This is a genomic window from Leucothrix mucor DSM 2157 (assembly GCF_000419525.1).
In the GTDB taxonomy this organism is placed as follows: domain Bacteria; phylum Pseudomonadota; class Gammaproteobacteria; order Thiotrichales; family Thiotrichaceae; genus Leucothrix; species Leucothrix mucor.
On record NZ_ATTE01000001.1, the window covers coordinates 823,175 to 843,042 of the forward strand.

The window sequence follows — 19,868 nt, forward strand, 5'->3', positions numbered from 1 at the left end:
TGAAACAGAGGAAATCGTACATTATATTTTTAATGTTGTACACGATTTATTTGTATTGCATACTTGTTCTCAGTTCAACCACAGCAAACGTTTCATTAAAAAGGGACAAACGATGAATATGAAAAAAAAGCCGAATGTCATCCTGATCTCAACCGATCAGCATCGCGGAGACTGCATTGGTCCAGAGGGACGGGGGGTATTTACACCAAATATAGATCGCATTGGTGAAAAGGGCGTTCGATTTACGACGTGTATCACGCCAAACCCGATGTGTCAGCCTGCTCGTGCATCAATCTTGACCGGAAAGCTGCCGTACAGTCATGGCGTACGCGATAATGGGCGTGATTTAGAAGAGGCATTAGGTGAGTCTGGCCTGGGTGGTTCGTTTTCAAAAGCAGGTTATGACACTTATTTTATCGGGAAAGCGCACCTTTCCAGTCAACAGACTTTTGAGCCTTCGGGACGTCCGGAGTGTTATAAGAGTGCGAAGGACTACCCACCAGAATGGCGTGGTAAGTATATGGGTTTTGATGATGTTCAGATCATGCTTCGTCCCCATCATCATACTCAGTGGAGTGAGCCCCCTGAAGCACTCAACTACGAATACTGGCTTAATCAGAATGGCCAAGGCCAAGCGCGTTGGGATCTTGCCAAAGTTCACTTGGATCCCGAGACTGCACATTTTCAAACCTGGCGATCAGCACTGGATGAGGAGTGGCACTCATCCCCTTGGATCGGCAACCGTGCCGTTGAAATGATCGAGAACAAGGGTGAAGAACCCTTAATGGCCTGGCTCTCATTTCCCGATCCGCACCCACCGTTTCTTGCGCCTAAACCTTGGTGTGATATGTATTCTAGAGATGATGTGGCCATTGCTAAGCACTCAGAGTTGGATCTCGATAAACGCCCTTGGTGGCATAAAGCCTTCGTAGAAGATCGTGCTAAACCGATCAAGCAGGGTGCTGAACATAATGCGGGCGGGGTTGATTGGGGTCAGAAGGGGGACTTAAACGAGAGCGCCTTGCGCGACATTACTGCGATTTACTTCGGCATGATTTCTGCTGTCGATCATCAGGTTGGACGAATTCTTGATGCGCTTGAGGCTAAAGGTGAGCTGGACAATACCTATATTATCTTCACCAGCGACCATGGTGAATGGCTTGGTGATCATGGCCTGCTATTGAAAGGACCAATGCTCTATGACGGCTTGTTACGAGTCCCTTGTTTAATTCAGGGGCCGGGCATTCCTGCCGGGCAAGTGATTCAGGACCCGATCAGTACTGTTGATGTGTTAGCGACGGCGGCTGATCTTGCGGGTATTGAGCTGCCAGAGTCTCATGGACAATCGTGGCGTGGGCTTTGGGATGGCTCAGAGATCCGCGACTTCGCGCTTGCGGAGTATGAAGTGGACTCCATTCGCTCGGCGGTCGATATGGACTTGATGACGGTTCGAAGTAAGCGTTATCGGATGTCGGTCGATCTGCGCACGAACACCGGTGAGTTGTATGATATGCAGGAAGACCCTGAAGAAATGATCAACCTGTTCGATGATCCGGGTTATCGATCAATACGGTCTGAGCACATGGATATGATACGTTCCAGGCCTGACGATATGATTCCAGTTTCGCCGCGCGTTGGATGGCACTAAACGGTATTTGCCTTTAGATGGAGGGATTGGTTTCATCCTTTCCTCTCCCCCTAGTGCCTCTACCGTCTGCAACTAGTCGAGCTATTGCAGTAGGTTTCACCGCCCATTGCACACGCTTTTTTGTCATGCTGCTTAGCTAACTTCTCTGTAAAAAGGCTGCCACGACCATGGCTGTAGAGCAGTAATCTCTTACAAAAAAGCTTACTCCCTAGAGACTTTTTAAAAAATACTACATATTATTTAATAAATAATGTACGATATTGAAATTATCGTGCAATATGTAAGATGACTCACATGAACAAAACAGATCGTTCAGTCATTAACTAATGGCAATGATAATTGACGAAATAGGACGGAGGATAAAAGGAAATGAAAAATATGATACATCCAAGTAAAAAATGGATTGTAAGCCTTGCGGTCATTGGTTCCGTAGCCCTAGGTGTGGCATCAGCCTATGCACAGGACTATCAGCAAGCTCCCATGCTAGACCCATTAGTTAAATCCGGCGATTTACCACCCTTGAGTGAGCGCCTACCAAACAATCCACTGGTTTTCGAAACACTTGATTCAATTGGTGAATATGGCGGCACCATGCGTCGTGCGATTCTAGGGGGTGGAGATCAACATAATATCGTGCGTACGATTGGGCATGAAAACCTGGTTCGCTGGAGTGCAGACTGGACAGAAATAAAGCCGAACATTGCTGAAAGTTGGACCGTATCCGAGGATGCAACGACGTTTACCTTTAAATTGCGATCGGGTATGAAATGGTCGGATGGTGCACCGTTTAGTGCTGATGACGTGATGTTCTGGTATGAAGTCTTTTCAGACAAGCGTTTGACCCCATCAAAACACGCAATTTACGTTGGTCCAAATGGCCCGGTAAAAGTATCGAAAATTGATGATCTAACTGTTGAATTTAAATTTGATACACCGAACGGTCTGTTCATTCCTAATATAGCCTACGGCTTTGGTTATTACCCTGTTAACTATCCAAAACATTACCTCAGTCAGTTTCACGAAAAATACAACCCTGATGGGATTCAAAAGCTCGTTGATGCAGAGCCTGCAGCAGCAGACTGGGTGTCATTATTTACTTTGAAAGCTGCTCCGATGCATACCCCATCGTTTTGGCAAAATGTAGATCGGCCAACGCTACATCCCTGGAAGCTACAGAATGCCTATGGTTCTTCAGACCGAGTGGTTGCCGAGCGTAATCCGTACTTCTGGAAGGTCGATGGTGAGGGCAATCAATTGCCGTACTTTGACCGCATTACCTGGGATCAGGTAGAAGATCCGGAGACGATTCTGTTAAAAGCCTTTAATGGTGAAATCGACTACATGAACCGCCACTTGGGTCGCCCTGCGAACCGTGCAGTTCTGACCGATAATATGGAACGTGGAAAGTTTCACTTTTTCGACACCAATGACCTGCCTTCTAATGGGGCGATCCTGATGTTGAACCTAAATAATCCTGATCCAATCAAAAACAAGATTGTTAATAACAAAGACTTCAGGATAGGCCTTAGTCATGCGGTCAATCGACAGGAGATTATCGATCTTATCTATTTCGGTTCAGGCCGTCCTGCCCAGACTGCACCACAACCTGTGTCACCGCTCTATAACAAGCGAATGGCGACTCAATTCACTGAGTACAATCCGAAACTGGCCAATGAATATTTGGATAAAGCGGGCTTAACTGAGCGTGATAGTGAAGGTTTTCGTAAAGACCCTACTGGAAAACGCTTCACACTGGTCTTCTTAACAGCCGATGTTTTTGGTGCTCAATTTCCGGATGTCTTGGAGCTGGTTGCAGAATATGCCCGCAAGGTCGGGTTAGATCTACAGGTTCGCATGAGTGACCGTGCACGTTTACAAGAAATAGCCGCTTCATCACAGCATGATGCCTATATCTGGAATTGTGCGGGTGGTCAGTCAGATGCTTATACCTCTCCTGAGTGTTACCTGCCTTTTGGCTCAGCAGTTTACTGGGCACCTGAGTGGACAAAGTGGGGGAGTGATCCTGAAACCGGTATTGAGCCACCAGAGGCGATCAAAGCCTTGTTTACTCAATACAATTTAGTAAAGGCTGCGCCGACTACCGAGCAGCGTAAGAAAATGATGGAAAAGCTGCTTGAGATGTCTGCCGATCAACTGCTTACGATTGGTCTGGTTCAGAGTGATCCGGCGTTTGGTGTCGCGCGCAACAACGTGATGAATGCCCCTGATCCTTTGCCCATGTCTGGACAGCTTTGGTACCCATCTCCATACGTTAGTCAGATGTACTACAAAGGTGGCAAGTCTTTGCCATAAAAACCCTTTCGGCAGAGGGATAGTGCCTCTGCCGTATTTTGCTTTTAGGTCTAACTAGGAAAGACGATGCTTGGATTTATCTATCGCCGTATTCTCTACATGATCCCGACCGTTATTATGGTTTCGATCGTGACCTTTATAATCATCCAGCTTCCGCCTGGTGATTATTTGGATACACTCGCTGCGGAATTAAGTGACTCAGGAGGCTTGGACTCTGGCACGATGCAGTCGCTTCGCGACCAATACGGTCTCGGTCAACCGATATACGTACAGTACTGGAAGTGGATCACTGGCATTGTGTTTGAAGGTGACTTTGGCCTTTCATTCGAGAAAAATCTTCCTGTGGGTGACTTGATTTGGGACCGCTTAGGCTGGACGTTCGGAATCTCGTTGCTAACACTGTTGTTTATTTGGATTACCGCATTACCTATCGGTATTTATTCGGCGGTACGCAAATATTCCTTTGGTGACTATGCCGCTACTTTTTTTGGCTTTTTGGGGCTTGCCGTTCCCAATTTCTTGCTTGCCTTAGTGATGATGTACGTCACCTTCAAGTATTTCGGTCAGAGTGTTGGTGGCTTGGTCAGCCCTGAATATATCGGTGAACCGTGGACGTTTGATAAGTTCATCGATCTGTTAAAACATATCTGGATGCCTATCGTAGTCGTCGGTACCTCAGGCGCAGCGGCGCTCATTCGTATTATGCGTGCCAATCTGCTAGATGAGCTATATCGCCCCTATGTGGTTACGGCTCGTGCCAAAGGTATGTCGGAATTTCAGTTGCTAATGAGATACCCAGTTCGTGTTGCACTGAATCCGTTTATTTCAACGATTGGTTGGATACTCCCGACACTGGTATCGGGCGAAATTATTGTAGCCGTCGTTATGAACCTTCCCACCACAGGCCCCATGCTGCTGCGCGCGCTACTGGTGCAGGACATGTATTTGGCAGGCTCGCTTATTTTAATTGTGAGCTTACTGACAGTGCTCGGCACACTGATCTCAGACCTGCTTCTAGCCTGGATTGATCCAAGGATTCGTTACCAATGAACCTATCTAACGCAAGTACAAATGGCGCTGCGAATAGCCCGAAAGAGGCCGCGGAAAACGATGTGGCTATGCCCGAATTATTGGGCCCACGGTCTCTGATGTGGCGTAAATTTAAACGACACCGGATTGGCTATATCAGTCTTTGGATTATCGGACTGGTCTATTTGATGGCACTGTTCGGTGAGTTCGTAACCACTAGCAACATTGGCGAAACCAATAGGAAGGCACCTTTTGCCCCTCCAATGGGAATTCATCTTTTTGTAGAAAACGAGACGGGTGAGTCTAGATTCCAACTGCATGCCAAGGGACTGACACTAAAGCTAAACCGTGAAGAAAGACGTCGTACCTTTGTGGAAGACCCCGATAAAATTATTCCGCTTGGTTTTTTCGTAGAGGGATATGAGTACAAATTACTTGGGTTAATTCCCATGAATCGGCACTTATTTGGCCCGGTGAATGCGGAAGATCGTGTGTATTTCTTTGGTGCTGACCGCTTAGGGCGGGATATTTTTAGCCGTATCGTTATGGGGACACGCATCTCCATGTCTATTGGACTTATCGGCGTCATTGTGTCTTTGTTTATCGGCGTTTCTCTGGGTGGTATATCAGGCTTCTATGGGGGCTGGATAGATAATTCCATTCAAAGACTGATTGAGTTTATTCGCTCGATTCCAACAATACCGTTGTGGATGGGATTGGCCGCTGCAATACCTCTAGGGTGGCCGCCGTTACGAACCTACTTTGTAGTCACGCTTATTGTTTCAATGATTGGCTGGACAAGTCTTGCCAGAGAAGTCAGAGGGAAGTTTCTGTCGTTACGCAACGAGGATTATATTATCGCAGCACGGCTGGATGGTCTGACCGACTGGGAAGTAATTTGGAAGCACATGGTGCCGTCCTTTTCGAGTCATATTATTGCCTCACTCACCTTAGCCGTGCCACTGATGATTCTGGCTGAAACCTCCTTATCATTTTTGGGGATTGGCTTACAGCCACCGACAGTTTCTTGGGGAACCTTGCTCAAAGAAGCCCAAAACATCCGAACGATTATTCAAGCGCCGTGGCTGCTAATCGCACCAGGATCAATGATTGTAATGACAGTCCTCGCACTCAACTTTTTAGGAGATGGAATTCGTGATGCAGCAGACCCATCAACACACTGACCCACTGGTCGAGATTCGCAATCTTAAAACGCACTTTTTCACTGATGACGGGGTGGTCAAGGCAGTCGACGGTGTTGATCTTGATGTCTATGCCAACCGTACCTTATGTGTTCTTGGTGAAAGCGGTTGTGGCAAATCCATCATGGCTCGATCGATATTGCGGATTCTGGATTCCCCAGGGAAAATAGTGGACGGCAATATCATCTACCACAACGATCATGGCCAGAGTATTGATCTGGCCACCGTCCAACATGGTTCTAAAGAGCTTCGAAGTATTCGGGGCCAGGATATTGCCATGATATTTCAGGAGCCGATGACGTCGCTTGGCCCTATTCAGAAGGTTGGTAAGCAAATTACCGAGACGATTCTCCTCCACCGAAAAATGTCTAAGGCAGAGGCCAAAGAAACGGCCATTGAAATGCTTGACCGTGTTGGTATTCCAAAGCCGGCAGAACGGTATAACGCTTACCCATTCGAGTTATCTGGCGGTATGCGACAGCGGGTTATGATTGCCATGGCACTATCGTGTCAGCCGCGTTTATTAATCGCAGACGAGCCGACAACAGCACTCGATGTGACTACGCAAGCTCAAATTCTAGATCTCATTGCGGAATTGAAAGATGAGTTTAAGATGGGGGTGATGCTAATTACGCATGACCTTGGTGTGGTTGCGGAAGTGGCCGAGGATGTAGCGGTTATGTATATGGGTAAAGTGGTTGAGAAAGGGGATGTCTACTCCATTTTTGAAAACCCTCAGCACCCATACACGCAGGCTCTTTTGGAGTCTGTACCACGCATAGGTTCTGCCCGGCGAAAACGCCTTCCCGCTATTCGAGGTATGGTTCCTCACCCTCTAGCGCGACCTTCAGGTTGCACCTTTCGGACACGCTGTGACAAATTCATGCCCGGAGTCTGTGATCAAGGTGAGCCACCGATGGTTTCTGTCGGTAACAGTGAGAGCGCCTGCTTTATTCACACGCTGGGGGTAGCACATGGCTAAGACTATTCTTGAAATTCGTGAGCTGGATATGCACTTTTCCATCGGTGGAGGCTTCTTTAAAAAGTCTACTGATGTGGTACGAGCAGTAGATAATATCTCTTTCGATGTTTATCGGGGGGAGACTTTCGGTGTAGTTGGTGAGAGTGGAAGTGGCAAGACGACGCTTGGGCGCTGCATTATGCAGATTCTGAGCCCGACCAGTGGATCCATTCATTTTAAGGCAGCTGATCAGCCCGAAGTGCAGTTGGTTGGTGCGGAACAACATGTTCTTCGCGATATGTGGAAAAAAATACGCATGGTGTTTCAGGACCCACAGTCATCCTTAAACCCTAAGCTTAGGGTAATTGATTTGGTCGGCCAATGCTTACGCAAATCTGAAGGGCTTTCCGGGCAGGAACTCGCCGATAGAGTATCGGTGCTGCTGGAGCAAGTAGGTCTGCGTAAAGAGTTTCTACTTCGATACCCTAATGCATTTTCCGGTGGCCAAAGACAACGGCTTGGTATTGCGCGTGCTCTCGCCACAAATCCTGAATTGATTATTGCTGATGAAGCAGTTTCAGCGCTGGATGTTTCGATACAAGCGCAGACTCTAAACTTACTACAAGACTTACAAGATAAACTGGGATTGACCTATGTCTTCATTACTCACGATTTAGCCGTAGTCGAGCACGTTTGCGACCGTATTGCAGTCATGTATCTCGGCCAAATAGTGGAGCTATCAACAACAGAGGAGCTATTTAGAGCACCTAAGCACCCTTACACCCGGGCGTTACTTGATGCTGTACCCATGCCTGACCCACGGAAACGGCGGGGTAAACGAAAACCCGTTGTTATAAGTGATGGCTCAACATCGAAAAATGCTTGTCATTTTGCTTCGCGTTGCCCTCATGTCACAGCTGTATGCCGGGAAACAAAACCGCCGAAGCGGACTATTAATGGCGCAGACGTGTTGTGTCATTTTGCAGGAGAGATTTGATAGCTGCTGTTGTGAAGTTTATTTAGTGAGTTGTCCCCAATTTGTTGGGGGCGCTTCATGTACGCTTTACAGGGAAGCATTGCTTACAGCGTTGTGTTAGATTCATTGTTGTTGATATTTTTGCGTAATGAGACTGAATAATGGCGCTAGATTTTCACATAGGAAATAATCAAGAAGAAGCATCCTATAACCATTCAGATGCTTCATTTGACTTACAGTCCCATAGACTAATCTTCAACCGCCTAGCTCTAGCTAATGACAAATTTCCCTTATTCAAGAAGCTAGAGAATTACTACGAAGACACAAACTACAGTGCTGAGGAATTAGCCAACCTTATCGATGAAGTACGCCAAATTAAAGAACTGCTCTCTGAGAACAAAGAATTAGCCAGTCAACTAAATGAGCTATTGATTACTTGCGATAAGGCTTTAAAGAGGGGCTTAGTATCTGGGTGTTTTGTGACTGAGCTACGATGACTAATTAGCTTCATCATAAAAACTGCTCACTTGCTCGCGCATTTCTTCTCAGACTAAATAAACCATCGGAAATTAAAAATGAGTATAATAATTTTCAGTCTGCTTATACTGGCCTTAGTGGCGTTTTTCTTCTACAAAGCTAAAAGCTTACTTCCTGCAAGTAAAAATACTTTAAAGAAGGGGAGTCATCCGGCTAAAGTGACTCAGCTCGCTAAAAAAGGCGATGATACCATTCTGATCAGAAGTACGAAGTTTAAGCTGGATGAGTTGCAAAGTGGCTACACTAAGCTTTCTGGATTATTAATTCATAGCTGCTCTGTTGAAACTGTAGATGGGTTGTTTTCCTCGATTTCAGAGGTTAAATCTAAAGAGATAAAGCCTTCTGATCAAGGGCTTCATTATTTACTTGAGTTATTAAATCTGGATATGAAAGGCGAGTGCTTCTATTTCTTTAGCTTGGACTGGAAAGCTGGAGTAGATGATTTGCATCACCACATACAGAAGCGTTTATCCCTAAATGGGATTAATGCTAGCTTACCTAACGTAACAAATTATCCTGACAGTGCCACGGTTAGCCATAAGGATGTCTTTAAGGACTACACTTACGCATTGAACCAGGCTGGGCTGGGCTTAGGGTTTGTTAGAAACCCAACCGATACGTATATTCTGTTTATATACCGCCTTGATGAGTCTGACTCGGTCTACTGGGCGCTAAGCCATGTAGGGTTAAACATAGAGCCCTACAGGGTTGAGTGGGATGACTAAGACCTACCAAGGCGATTAAAGTGGTCGTCAGAGTTCCGGTATTGCCGGCAAATTCGAGGCAACTGTCCGTCTATCTGTGCAGTATCTTTTACCCGATTCTCCAATCAAGCAGTCTGTACTTTCTTCTGCTACCAAGCCTGTATGCCACTGGTGATAAGCACTTCCGATGTTTTCTATAATGGTGTTGCCCGTATCATCAGAAACCGTCGTTTCAGACGTGTCGAATTTCAATACTGAGTTAAAGCTTTTGCCTTGGAGGCTAACTTGGCTTAATGGGCCAACCAGTTCAGTGACCGTCGTTGTGGTGAGGTTTGCGTAACCTAAAAACTCAGGCGCACCGTCAACACATTGATAGGCAGGGGAGTGTATATCCCAAGCGACAGTGAGTTTATCGCCAGGCTGCCAGTATCCATTTGATATATAGCGGGAGAACTCGCCCAAAGAGCTGCGATTCTCAGAGCATGGATCAGCGTAATGTAGTTAAGCGGTAGCGTTCTACCGTCCGGAGGTGTACTAATTCCTCCGGACTAGGTGAGAGGCCAGATGCAGGGCTCTGAACGCCTCCAATATTTAATATTTACGCATCAACGGTGATAACCTGACCGGTAATAAATCCGTCAACAGAGCGCGCAAATGCCTTACCCACCATGCTTCCCGGAACAGGATGAAAGCCTGACATCATCTCACCATACACATCCCATGCTTCTTCAATGACGGTTGGATTAATCGAATTGATGCGGATTCCTCTTGGAAGTTCATAGGCCACGCATTTAACAAAAGTATCAATTGCGCCGCTTGTTGTTGCATCAGCAATGGCCATTGGAATTGCTTTTGAACTAAGGATGCCGGTAATCAGAGAGAATGACCCACGCTCATTGATATATTCCTGACCGATACGAACCAAATTGATCTGCCCCATCATTTTACTGAGTACGGTCGTCATCCATTGACTCTCGGTCATATCGACAAAATCCGCATATTCACACAGGCCCACGGTATTGACGACGGCATCAAACGAGCCGACTGTCTCGAAGAGCTGCCTAATAGAAGACTCACTACCAATGTCTACTTGATGATCGCATCCCTTGCCTGAATAGCTGGCGGTGACCACTTCATGATGTTGCAATCCGCTTAATGCCGCTTGGCCAATTTTTCCTGATGCTCCAATTACAATAACCTTCTTCATACCTACCTCTTTAGTTTAAGTTGCTTTGTTACTTGAGTAGTTATGGTAGTTATCGAGTGATACAATTGGAAACAGTTACACCTTGTAAGAGATACAATTATGAAAGGTATTGATCGGCTGGAAATAAAACAGTTAAGGATATTTCAAGCCTTACTCAGGGAGAGAAATGTCTCTCGGGTTGCTGAGCAGGTTGGCTTAACACAGCAAGCCGTCAGCGGCCAATTGAGTAAGCTAAGAGAGGCTTTTAATGATCGGCTGTTCGTTAGAAAAAGCAACGGGCTGGTACCGACACCTTATGCTGAGAGTTTAAGTGGAAAGGTTGATCAGGTTCTACAAGGTTTCGAGCAACTACTGGAGCCTGATTCATTTGAACCTAAGCTGGTAGAGGGCACCTATGTGATCGCGGCAACGGACTATGCCCAGCAAGTCGTATTACCTGAAGTTATCGCTAAAATTCGGCAACAAGCACCAAACTTAAAAATTATTATTCAAGATTTGGATATTGATAATTTAAGAGATGCACTGACCACTGGCCAAATAAACTTAGTGATAGCCTTTCCAGACTTTGTTCCAGGTAACTTTCCCAGTAAGACGTTGTTTTCTGAGTACCATGTTTGCGTGGCAGCTAAGGGCTCTCCGTTAGCCAACAAGAAATTACGTATCCATGATATAGCGGATTATCCTCAGATTGTTGCCTCACCTTCCAGACCTAATTTTCGGGGGTCTATCGATACTTGGTTCGAAGAGCATGGTTTAAAGCGAAATACTGTAATTTCTGCACCTTGTTTCTCTATCGTTCCCCTTTATCTGGAAACAACGGAAACCATTGCCTTTCTGCCATCTAGGGCACTAAGAGGCGATAACTTAATTACCCTTGATCTATCAGATAGTCCTTTGAGTTTTGAGGTGATTGCGGCTTGGCACCCCCGTTCCAGTAAAGATGCATTACATAACTGGGTTGTTGATTTTTTATAATTGATCAACCGTCTGGTTCTAGCGGATGAAAATTTCAGCATGTTGAATGTTGCCAATATTTAATATCAAGATAAGGCGATTACCTCGTGATTTAAGGCTTTTTATCTTAATGTGCTTACTTTGATGTAACATCTTTGCCAGTAGATAGAATCCAATTTTTGACCAACTCACAGAGACATAAACCTTATGACCCTGCATCCGGCCAACCAATCTCCCGACTCATCTCAGCCCGCCACTGTTGTCGATCTCCGGCAGTTAAGCTTTTCTTACACCATGCAAGACTCCACGCTGGACGTGTTGATCGACGTTGATCTAACGCTGCAGCAAGGCGAAACTGTGGCGATATTAGGTCCGTCGGGCTCTGGTAAAACCTCGCTGTTATTGTTGCTTGCCGGTTTGGAGCAGCCCACTAGCGGCTCGATTCTATTGGATAATAAAGACCTCGCCAGCTTGGATTCGGATGCATTGGCAGATCTTCGCCGCGATAGTCTGGGGGTTGTATTTCAGTCATTCCATCTGGTCCCGAGTTTAACGGCTTTGGGGAATGTTATGTTGCCGCTGGAAATTGCAGAACGTGACAATGCCCGCCAAACCGCAACGGCGATGCTGGAGCGGGTCGGGCTGGCCGAGCGGGCAGGGCATTATCCAACACAGTTATCAGGGGGCGAGCAGCAACGAGTGGCCCTTGCGCGTGCTTTAGTCCACCAGCCACGCTTATTATTGGCCGATGAGCCAACCGGTAACCTCGATGCCAAAACCGGTGAGCGTATTATCGAATTACTGTTTGGCTTAAACCGGGAAAGTGGCTCGACCATGATTTTGGTGACGCATGATGAAGACATCGCAGCGCAGTGCCAGCGGGTGTTTCGTCTACAGCAAGGTAAATTAGTGGAGGATGCCCCCAATGCGCTTCCTGCTTAGTTTAGCTTGGCGTGACTTGCGAGCCAGCGGTCGTTCGCTGTGGATTTTTTGTGCCTGTTTGGTGTTGGGCGTTACTTTAGTCTCAGCCAGTGGCAGCTTGTATCGCTTGGTCAGTGATGGTTTATTGTCGGATACACGCCAGTTATTAGGTGGAGACTTACAGGTAAGTTCCAATCAGCCACGACCACTACCCGATGAGGCGCTGGATTGGATGAGGCAAAACGGCAAGGTCTCGCAACTTATCGAACTGCGTACTATGCTCGGAACGCCACAAGATGATTTTGTGCTGATCGAGCTGCAAAGTGTTGACGATTTGTATCCGCTGTATGGCAGTCTGCAACTCGAACCCGAGGAGCCGTTATCCGAGCTGATCAGTAATCAGGAAGGGCGCTGGGGCGTGGCTATCGACAATTCGCTAGCGGTGCGTTACGACCTAAATGTCGGCGACTCGGTGTCGATCGGTAGCCTGCAAATGGACGTGCGCGCACTCATCAAAAAACAGCCGGATCGTAATCTAACAGCGGATTGGCGCGGTTCTCCGGTACTAATTTCCCCGCAAGCAATCAGCGATGCGCAGTTACTCCAGCCCGGATCACGGGTTGAGTACGATTACCGAGTGGCGACCGAAATGCCAGCGGCAACTTGGAAGACACTTTTCTATCAGCAATTCCCCGATCGCGGTTGGGAAGTGCGAACCTTTGAAGACCGCAGTGAGCGCATTTCTGAAAGACTAGGGCAGATTGCATCAGGTTTATTGGTGATAGGCTTTAGCACGCTATTTATTGGCGGCTTGGGCGTGTTTAGCAGTATTCAATCCTATTTGCAGAGTAAGCTAAAAACTATTGCCACCTTACGCTCGCTAGGTTTGCGTAACCGACGTATTGCAGCGGTTTATTTGCTGCAGGTTGGAATAATGGGCGGCGGCGCAAGTCTCGTAGGCTGCTTGATTGGGGTGTCACTTGCCTTATTAGGCGGCACTGTCGTAGCTGCTGAAATTCCAATCAGTACGACTTTTGCGGCTTTGCCAGCACCATTTCTAAGTGCCTTTATCTTTGGCTTGCTGACGGCATTTTGTTTTGCTTTGCCTGCCATTGGTTCTGCTTTATCCGTGTCACCGGCTAGCCTGTTTCGGGATTCTGCCGGCGGAGCGCTTAATATCCCCCGTAACTGGGCGATAGCCACAGCGGTATGTGCTGGCGGTATTATCAGCTTAATCCTAATCAGTGTACCGTCGCTGCTGTTTGGTGCTGGGTTTATCTTGGTCGTAGCGCTATTGCTAGGGTTATTAGAAATCACCCTACGCTTAATCCGACGCGGTGCGCAGCGTATCGAGGGTATGCAGGGATTACGTACCGGGCTGGCGTTTCGTTTAGCACTGGCGAATTTATACCGCCCAGCCACGCCACTGCGCAGCTCTTTATTATCATTGGGATCAGCGCTGACTTTACTGGTGGTTTGTACCCTGGTAGTGGTTTCTTTACAGCGCACCATCCAAGCAACCATTCCGGAAGAAGCTCCTGCATTGGTGCTCTATGATATTAGCCCCAATCAAGTTGAAGATGTCAAAAAAGCCATACAAGAAACCTCGACTGAAGCACGAGCAGAGTTAGCTCCTTTGGTGCAAGGCCGTATCGTGGCAGTGAATGGCGAGACAGTCGCTAGCTTACTCGCCGATGGCGCAGGTGACTCCGAAAGGGCTGAAGACCTTCGCGATACGCTAAACGACGACCATAAGCTCAGTTATCGAGGCGGTAATGTGGATGGTATTGAGCTAGTTGACGGCAGTTGGTGGGCTGACGATCAGGACCAATCAATCCCAAGCATGTCACTTGAAGATAGAGAGGCTCGGCGCATTGGCGTGAGTGTAGGTGATCGCATTAGCTATGCAGTTGCGGGTAACACGCTGGAATTCAAAATAGCCGCTATCCACCGCCAAAAAGGCGTGCAAACTCGCTTTTGGTTTGAGGGGATTGTCGCTGAAGATGTGCTGGAGGGCTCAGTCGGGCGTTATGTCGGCGCGGCTTGGATGAATGATGACCTAGCCTTGCAAGCACAAAAGCGCATTGCGGCGGTCGCTCCAAATGTGGTGACAGTACGCACAGCGCGCATTCTGGCCAGTGCCCGTGAGTTACTCGGTCAAGCAACTAGTGGCTTGTTGGTGGTTGCGGTGATTAGCTTTCTCGCCAGTTTGTTGGTGTTATTCAGTGTGATTGCCGCGAGTCGGGTGCGTCAAGTTTACGATGCATCTGTATTGCATGCGTTGGGCGTGCGTTTATCCGTGATCCGTAAAAGCCTGTATCTGGAGTTTCTACTGATCGCTTTGGTGACGGCATTGTTTGCCGTCGTGCTCGGCTCAGCGATTGCCATACCGCTGTTAGAGTGGCGAATGAAATTACCTTCATTTGATCTGATTTGGGTGGGCTTAGTTACGGCATTGCTGGTGAGTGTATCGACGCTAGTGATTGGTGCGCAGTATTTAAACCGGCGAATGAATGTGCGGCCGGCCATTTTATTGCGCAATACGGGGTAGGGCGTTAACGCCTTATTGACCAGGCTCTGAAAAGCTACCGGTATCCAAAAAGTTGCCCACTAGATGGGCGATTTTTTGTGAAAAGATCATGCCGGTATGTGACACATCCAGAATGATATGTTCTTTAAGCATTGGGTGTTGAGTTTCGCTAAGCAGCACTGTGCCATCGCTTTTGCCCGGTAAGCCACCAATGACTAAGCCTAAGCCTGCATTGCTACTGCCAGCGATCATGCCAACGTCACGACCAAGTGAGTTCGGTGGTAATGATTGCCCATCCAAGCCATCCGCCATACTGTTTTCCAGTAAGCGATTGACCAACGGCCAGTTCATCAGGCGCTTGGCAATATAGCTACCATTTAAAGGCGTACCCAGCATAACCACGCGGCCACTGGGTAGGTCAGGGTATTGCTGTAGTAACCGCATCGCCATAATGCCACCCAAACTGTGCGCGACAATGTGTAGCTCAGGCAAATTCAGCGAAGCAACTTTCTGGTGCAGAAGGCGGGTATTTTCAGCGATATTTCGTCGTACAGACGCGTAATGCATACTGTGAACGGTAAAGCCCTGATGGCTTAGTTGCCGCTCCAGATAAAGCATCTCCACGGTATTCATTAAAACACCGTGGAGTAGCAAAACGTCCGGTTTAGTCTTCGACACTATAAGGCAGTTCGAGCAGACTAACCGCCGGGCCTTCTGGTGAGTCCAGAAATAGCGGGTTTTCAGTATCAGCAATTTTCAAGACTGCCAGACACTCAATCACATCATCCGGATTCAGCACTGCGTTGAGTACTTTACCGGCTTCGGTGCCATCTGCCGTAACAATACTGGCATTGCAGGCCGGAACCTTGTCAGTCTCGAATTGCAGGTGGAACATGCGGCGCTTGCTCTTGCCTAAATACTTCAGGCGGGCAACCACTTCCTGTCCGGGGTAGCAGCCTTTTTTGAAGTCGACGCCATCAACATAAGTCAGATTCAGCATTTGCGGAATCCAAGCTTCAGTGCTTTCAGCGGTCACCACCGGGCGACCAGCACGAATGTTCATGAAGTCCCACGCTTGGCTACTCACCGGCGCGGCACGCACATTGCACTTCGACCACAGATCACTACAGGAGCTAATATCGCCAAACACTTCAAAGCGCGGGGTTTCACCCGGCAATCTTAAAATGCTCAGGTTACCCAACTGCAGTGTTTCATTGGGTGCGGTCGGCACATAATCCAGAATGCGGGTTAAATCCTGCTCCGCATTCTCACCGGCATAACCAAAGTGCACCAGCATATCGGTGGCATCAGTAATGGTGACCTTCGACATCATCACGTAGCGGCTAAGCTTAGGCAGCACCGTTTCAATCAGATCCTTTGATAAAATCAGAAAGATACTTTCGCCACGCATAAATGCCCGGAAATTCGCAATGACACGGCCTTTGGGATTGCACCATGCAGTGAGCTGATGTGTCTTCGGGTCAATTTTAGTGATGTCATTAGTCAGTTGGTTTTGCAGAAAACTCACTGCATCAGCCCCACTGACTTCCAGCAAACCGCGATCTGACAGGTTCGACAACACAGCACCTTGCGGCGAAATGCGACGTTCCATATTCGGGTTGCCAAAGGAGACTAGGCGGTCGTTTTCAAACTCGGCCCCCTGATCTACAAGAAACGCTTTCCAGGCAGATTTCATAGGCTTATTCCGTTTTCCCAGCTTCAGTAGTGTCCGCTGCTGCATCGGCTGCCGGCGCTTTTACTTCTGGCAGCATGACTTTAATGTCAGCGGTCTCTTTCATTGTTTCCATGTATTCCATCATCTTCTGCTGCGCGATCATACGCTTCAGCTGTGGCTTCAGAGAATCCATTGGTGGCAGTTTAGCCGGACGCATATCTTCCAGCTTAATGACGTGCCAGCCGAAATCAGTCTTCACTGGCTCGGCAGAGACATCGCCTTTCTTCATGCCTTTAACCGCATCGGAGAATGGCTTAACCATCGACGCGGATTTAAACCAACCCAAGTCACCGCCGTTAGAAGCAGAAGGGCCAGTGGATTTAGCGGCTGCAACTTTAGCGAAATCGCCACCGTCGGCCAGCTCTTTAATCACGGCTTTCGCATCGTCTTCAGTTTTCAGCAGAATGTGACGGGCTTTAAATTCGTCATCGGCATCTTTCTTCACACGCTCATCATAAAGCGTCTGGATTTCAGCATCCGGAATATCAAAGCCTTCAACTTTTTCTTTGGTCCAAGTGGTTAGCAAGATATTGCGAGTGAAATCTTCAATGCGTTGCTTTACATCATCGCGCGATAAAATATCGGTTTTTCCTGCTTCTTGCAGGGCCAACTCAGTCGCAATCAAATCATCCAGCGCGGCGCGAGGATCATTTTTAGCCGGATTCTCGGAGCGCTGAACCACACCTAAGTAGTTCGACAGCAAATCCTGAGTAATGTTCTTGCCATTAACGACTGCAACCACCGCGTCTTTAGCGTCTGGTTTTGCTTCCGCGTGAGAATCTGCAAATGCAGCCTGAGAGATTGATAAAGCTAATCCAAGACTAATGCCCGCAACGAGTATTTTTTTATTAATGGTCATGTTTTTCATGGTCCTGATTTTATTAGGGTAATACTTTTTTGAATGGTTTAACGGTAACGCTTTCGTAAACGCCAGCTGGCACATAAGGGTCTGCATCAGCCCATGCTTGTGCCGCTTCCAGCGAGTCAAATTCCGCAACGATCAAACTGCCTGTGAAGCCTGCAGCGCCAGGGTCCTGGCTATCGATGGCTGGGTGTGGGCCTGCTAATACTAAGCGGCCAGCGTCTTTTAATGCCTGTAAACGGTCAAGATGAGCAGGGCGCGCCTGAGCTCTTTTTGAGGTGCTGTCAGCTACATCCTGAGAAATTACCGCGTATAGCATAAATGATCTCCACATTAATCATACAATCATAAAAATTCCTAGTGTAGAATAACTGATTTTCACGCACTTGGCAGTTTAATGAGCGAGTATTTTCTTATTCATCCGGACAATCCACAGCATCGCTTAATCGCGAAAGCCGTCGAAATAGTACACAAGGGTGGTGTAATCGTCTATCCAACGGATTCGAGCTACGCCATAGGCTGTTTATTGGGTAACAAGCGTGGAGCAGAGCGTATTCGCCGTATCCGCCAGCTCGATAAAGACCACAACTTCACCCTGATGTGCCGTGATTTATCTGATATTTCGCAGTATTCTAGAGTAGATAATATTAACTACAGATTACTCAAAGCCCAAACACCTGGGGCATATACCTTTATTTTACCCGCTACGGGCGAGGTGCCGCGCCGCTTGCAAAACCCGCGCCGGCGTACCATTGGCTTGCGAATCCCCGATAATCTCATCGCACAGGCGTTATTAGCGGAACTTGGCGAGCCATTGATGTCTAGTACCCTGATTATGCCAGATGAAGACTTTCCAATGACCGATCCGTATCAAATTCGGTTACAATTAGAACACCATGTCGATTTAATTATTGATGGCGGTTACAGCGGCCACCAGCCAACCACGGTGATAGATCTCACCGATGATGAGCCTGTGTTGCTGCGTGAAGGTAAGGGTGACGTCGACTGGTTAGTCCGTCACTAAGCCATATTTTACGATACCGAACTATTTAAAAAACTAAGAGAGCAATTCCTTGAGTACCAATTCTACGCAAAATGAACGTGTCGTTTCCGGCATGCGTCCTACCGGTCGTTTACACCTTGGGCATTACCACGGTGTTATTAAGAACTGGGTAGAAATGCAGCTGAACTATGAGTGTTTCTTTTTTGTGGCTGACTGGCACGCGCTGACGACCCATTATGAAGACCCAAGTCGGACGCCAGACCATGTAGAAGAAATGGTGATTGACTGGTTGGCCGCGGGTATTAGCCCCAGTTCAGCGACCATCTTCTTGCAATCAATGGTACCGGAGCATGCTGAATTGCACTTGCTGCTGTCGATGATCACTCCGCTAGGCTGGCTTGAGCGGGTGCCAACATACAAAGATCAGCAGGAAAAATTGCGTGAGAAAGATTTGGCGACTTACGGATTTTTGGGCTATCCATTGCTCCAGTCCGCTGACATTCTGATGTACAAAGCGGACTTTGTGCCGGTTGGTGAAGATCAGATTTCGCACATCGAATTAACGCGTGAAGTGGCGCGTCGTTTTAACTACTTATACGGCCGTGAGCCTGATTTTGAAAAGCGTGCTGAAGAAGCTGTGGCCAAAATGGGTAAGAAGAACGCTAAGGCTTATCGCAACTACCGCAAAGCTTATCAAGAGCAGGGCGATTCTGAAGCCTTGACCGTGGCGCAGGCGCTGCTTAACTCTCAGCAAAATATTTCACTGGGTGATAAAGAGCGTTTGTTTGGCTACTTGGAAGGCATTAGTAAGATCATTCTGCCAGAGCCTCAGGCACGCTTGACGCCAGCCTCTAAAATGCCAGGATTAGACGGCCAGAAAATGTCTAAGTCCTACGGCAACACCATTGCGCTACGTGAAGAGCCTGATGATGTGGTTCAGAAGTTGCGTAAAATGCCAACTGATCCAGCGCGTGTTCGCAGAACTGATCCCGGCGATCCGGCGAAATGTCCGGTCTGGCAGTTGCACGAAGTGTATTCTAATGACTCGACCAAAGAGTGGGTTATCGAAGGCTGTAAATCAGCGGGTATTGGTTGCTTGGATTGCAAACAACCAGTGATCGATGGCGTATTAGCGGAGTTAGCTCCAATGCGTGCGCGTGGACTGGAGTTTGAAAAAGATCGCCAGTTAGTTCGCGATATTATTACCGATGGTAGCGAGGCGGCACGCAATGTGGCGCGCGAAACCTTGGACGATGTGGTTGAAGCCATGCGTTTTTCACGCTAAT

19 protein-coding genes are annotated in these 19,868 nt (G+C 47.7%); 13 read left to right on the plus strand and 6 right to left on the minus strand.

Features of this window, described 5'->3' with window-relative positions; all coding sequences use genetic code 11:
- Positions 1-112 precede the first annotated feature (112 nt).
- The 8 genes from LEUMU_RS0103660 (at position 113) to LEUMU_RS0103695 (ending at position 9,391) form a co-directional block, all read left to right on the plus strand.
- Entirely contained in the window at positions 113-1,648 is a 1,536-nt protein-coding gene (locus tag LEUMU_RS0103660) for a sulfatase family protein (protein ID WP_169446359.1), read from the plus strand.
- A gap of 369 nt (positions 1,649-2,017) precedes the next feature.
- Positions 2,018-3,961, plus strand: coding sequence for an ABC transporter substrate-binding protein (locus LEUMU_RS24475; RefSeq protein WP_022950920.1), 1,944 nt, complete (start codon positions 2,018-2,020; stop codon positions 3,959-3,961).
- A gap of 66 nt (positions 3,962-4,027) precedes the next feature.
- A complete protein-coding gene (locus tag LEUMU_RS0103670; protein WP_022950921.1) occupies positions 4,028-5,011 on the plus strand; it encodes an ABC transporter permease in 984 nt (327 codons plus the stop codon).
- On the plus strand, positions 5,008-6,174 hold the full coding sequence (locus LEUMU_RS0103675; protein ID WP_022950922.1) for an ABC transporter permease: 1,167 nt from the start codon (positions 5,008-5,010) through the stop codon (positions 6,172-6,174). Before LEUMU_RS0103670 ends, LEUMU_RS0103675 begins: the two co-directional genes overlap by 4 nt.
- Positions 6,149-7,174, plus strand: a complete 1,026-nt coding sequence (locus tag LEUMU_RS0103680; protein ID WP_022950923.1) for an ABC transporter ATP-binding protein — start codon at positions 6,149-6,151, stop codon at positions 7,172-7,174. The genes LEUMU_RS0103675 and LEUMU_RS0103680 overlap by 26 nt, the downstream gene beginning before the upstream one ends.
- Positions 7,167-8,150, plus strand: a complete 984-nt coding sequence (locus LEUMU_RS0103685; RefSeq protein WP_022950924.1) for an ABC transporter ATP-binding protein — start codon at positions 7,167-7,169, stop codon at positions 8,148-8,150. Before LEUMU_RS0103680 ends, LEUMU_RS0103685 begins: the two co-directional genes overlap by 8 nt.
- Positions 8,151-8,290: 140 nt before the next feature.
- Entirely contained in the window at positions 8,291-8,626 is a 336-nt protein-coding gene (locus LEUMU_RS0103690; RefSeq protein ID WP_022950925.1) for a hypothetical protein, read from the plus strand.
- Positions 8,627-8,704: 78 nt separating this feature from the next.
- A complete protein-coding gene (locus tag LEUMU_RS0103695) occupies positions 8,705-9,391 on the plus strand; it encodes a DUF6630 family protein (RefSeq protein ID WP_022950926.1) in 687 nt (228 codons plus the stop codon).
- 27 nt (positions 9,392-9,418) lie between these two features.
- Here LEUMU_RS0103695 and LEUMU_RS28720 read toward each other — a convergent pair whose 3' ends face one another.
- Entirely contained in the window at positions 9,419-9,832 is a 414-nt protein-coding gene (locus tag LEUMU_RS28720; RefSeq protein ID WP_157474250.1) for a hypothetical protein, read from the minus strand.
- Between the two features lie 136 nt (positions 9,833-9,968).
- Complete coding sequence (locus LEUMU_RS0103700) at positions 9,969-10,577, minus strand: short chain dehydrogenase (RefSeq protein ID WP_022950927.1); 609 nt, start codon at positions 10,575-10,577, stop codon at positions 9,969-9,971.
- A gap of 99 nt (positions 10,578-10,676) precedes the next feature.
- On the opposite strand from LEUMU_RS0103700, the gene LEUMU_RS0103705 reads away from it, so the two are divergent.
- The 3 genes from LEUMU_RS0103705 (at position 10,677) to LEUMU_RS0103715 (ending at position 15,003) form a co-directional block, all read left to right on the plus strand.
- Positions 10,677-11,552, plus strand: a complete 876-nt coding sequence (locus LEUMU_RS0103705; protein ID WP_022950928.1) for a LysR family transcriptional regulator — start codon at positions 10,677-10,679, stop codon at positions 11,550-11,552.
- A 186-nt stretch (positions 11,553-11,738) separates the two neighbouring features.
- A complete protein-coding gene (locus tag LEUMU_RS0103710) occupies positions 11,739-12,473 on the plus strand; it encodes an ABC transporter ATP-binding protein (RefSeq protein WP_022950929.1) in 735 nt (244 codons plus the stop codon).
- Positions 12,457-15,003, plus strand: a complete 2,547-nt coding sequence (locus LEUMU_RS0103715) for an ABC transporter permease (protein ID WP_022950930.1) — start codon at positions 12,457-12,459, stop codon at positions 15,001-15,003. Before LEUMU_RS0103710 ends, LEUMU_RS0103715 begins: the two co-directional genes overlap by 17 nt.
- Positions 15,004-15,015: 12 nt before the next feature.
- Here LEUMU_RS0103715 and LEUMU_RS0103720 read toward each other — a convergent pair whose 3' ends face one another.
- The 4 genes from LEUMU_RS0103720 to LEUMU_RS0103735 are packed head-to-tail and all read right to left on the minus strand — an operon-like array spanning position 15,016 to position 17,898.
- Positions 15,016-15,615, minus strand: coding sequence for an esterase/lipase family protein (locus LEUMU_RS0103720; protein WP_051155957.1), 600 nt, complete (start codon positions 15,613-15,615; stop codon positions 15,016-15,018).
- A 31-nt stretch (positions 15,616-15,646) separates the two neighbouring features.
- A complete protein-coding gene (ygfZ, locus tag LEUMU_RS0103725) occupies positions 15,647-16,678 on the minus strand; it encodes a CAF17-like 4Fe-4S cluster assembly/insertion protein YgfZ (protein WP_022950932.1) in 1,032 nt (343 codons plus the stop codon).
- A gap of 4 nt (positions 16,679-16,682) precedes the next feature.
- Complete coding sequence (locus LEUMU_RS0103730) at positions 16,683-17,576, minus strand: peptidylprolyl isomerase (protein ID WP_022950933.1); 894 nt, start codon at positions 17,574-17,576, stop codon at positions 16,683-16,685.
- Positions 17,577-17,598: 22 nt separating this feature from the next.
- Complete coding sequence (locus tag LEUMU_RS0103735; RefSeq protein ID WP_026744468.1) at positions 17,599-17,898, minus strand: YciI family protein; 300 nt, start codon at positions 17,896-17,898, stop codon at positions 17,599-17,601.
- 78 nt (positions 17,899-17,976) lie between these two features.
- Between LEUMU_RS0103735 and LEUMU_RS0103740 the strand changes: the two genes are divergently transcribed.
- Both LEUMU_RS0103740 and LEUMU_RS0103745 read left to right on the plus strand, forming a co-directional pair.
- On the plus strand, positions 17,977-18,603 hold the full coding sequence (locus LEUMU_RS0103740) for an L-threonylcarbamoyladenylate synthase (protein WP_022950935.1): 627 nt from the start codon (positions 17,977-17,979) through the stop codon (positions 18,601-18,603).
- A 49-nt stretch (positions 18,604-18,652) separates the two neighbouring features.
- Positions 18,653-19,867, plus strand: a complete 1,215-nt coding sequence (locus tag LEUMU_RS0103745; RefSeq protein WP_026744469.1) for a tryptophan--tRNA ligase — start codon at positions 18,653-18,655, stop codon at positions 19,865-19,867.
- The last annotated feature ends 1 nt before the right edge of the window (position 19,868 follow it).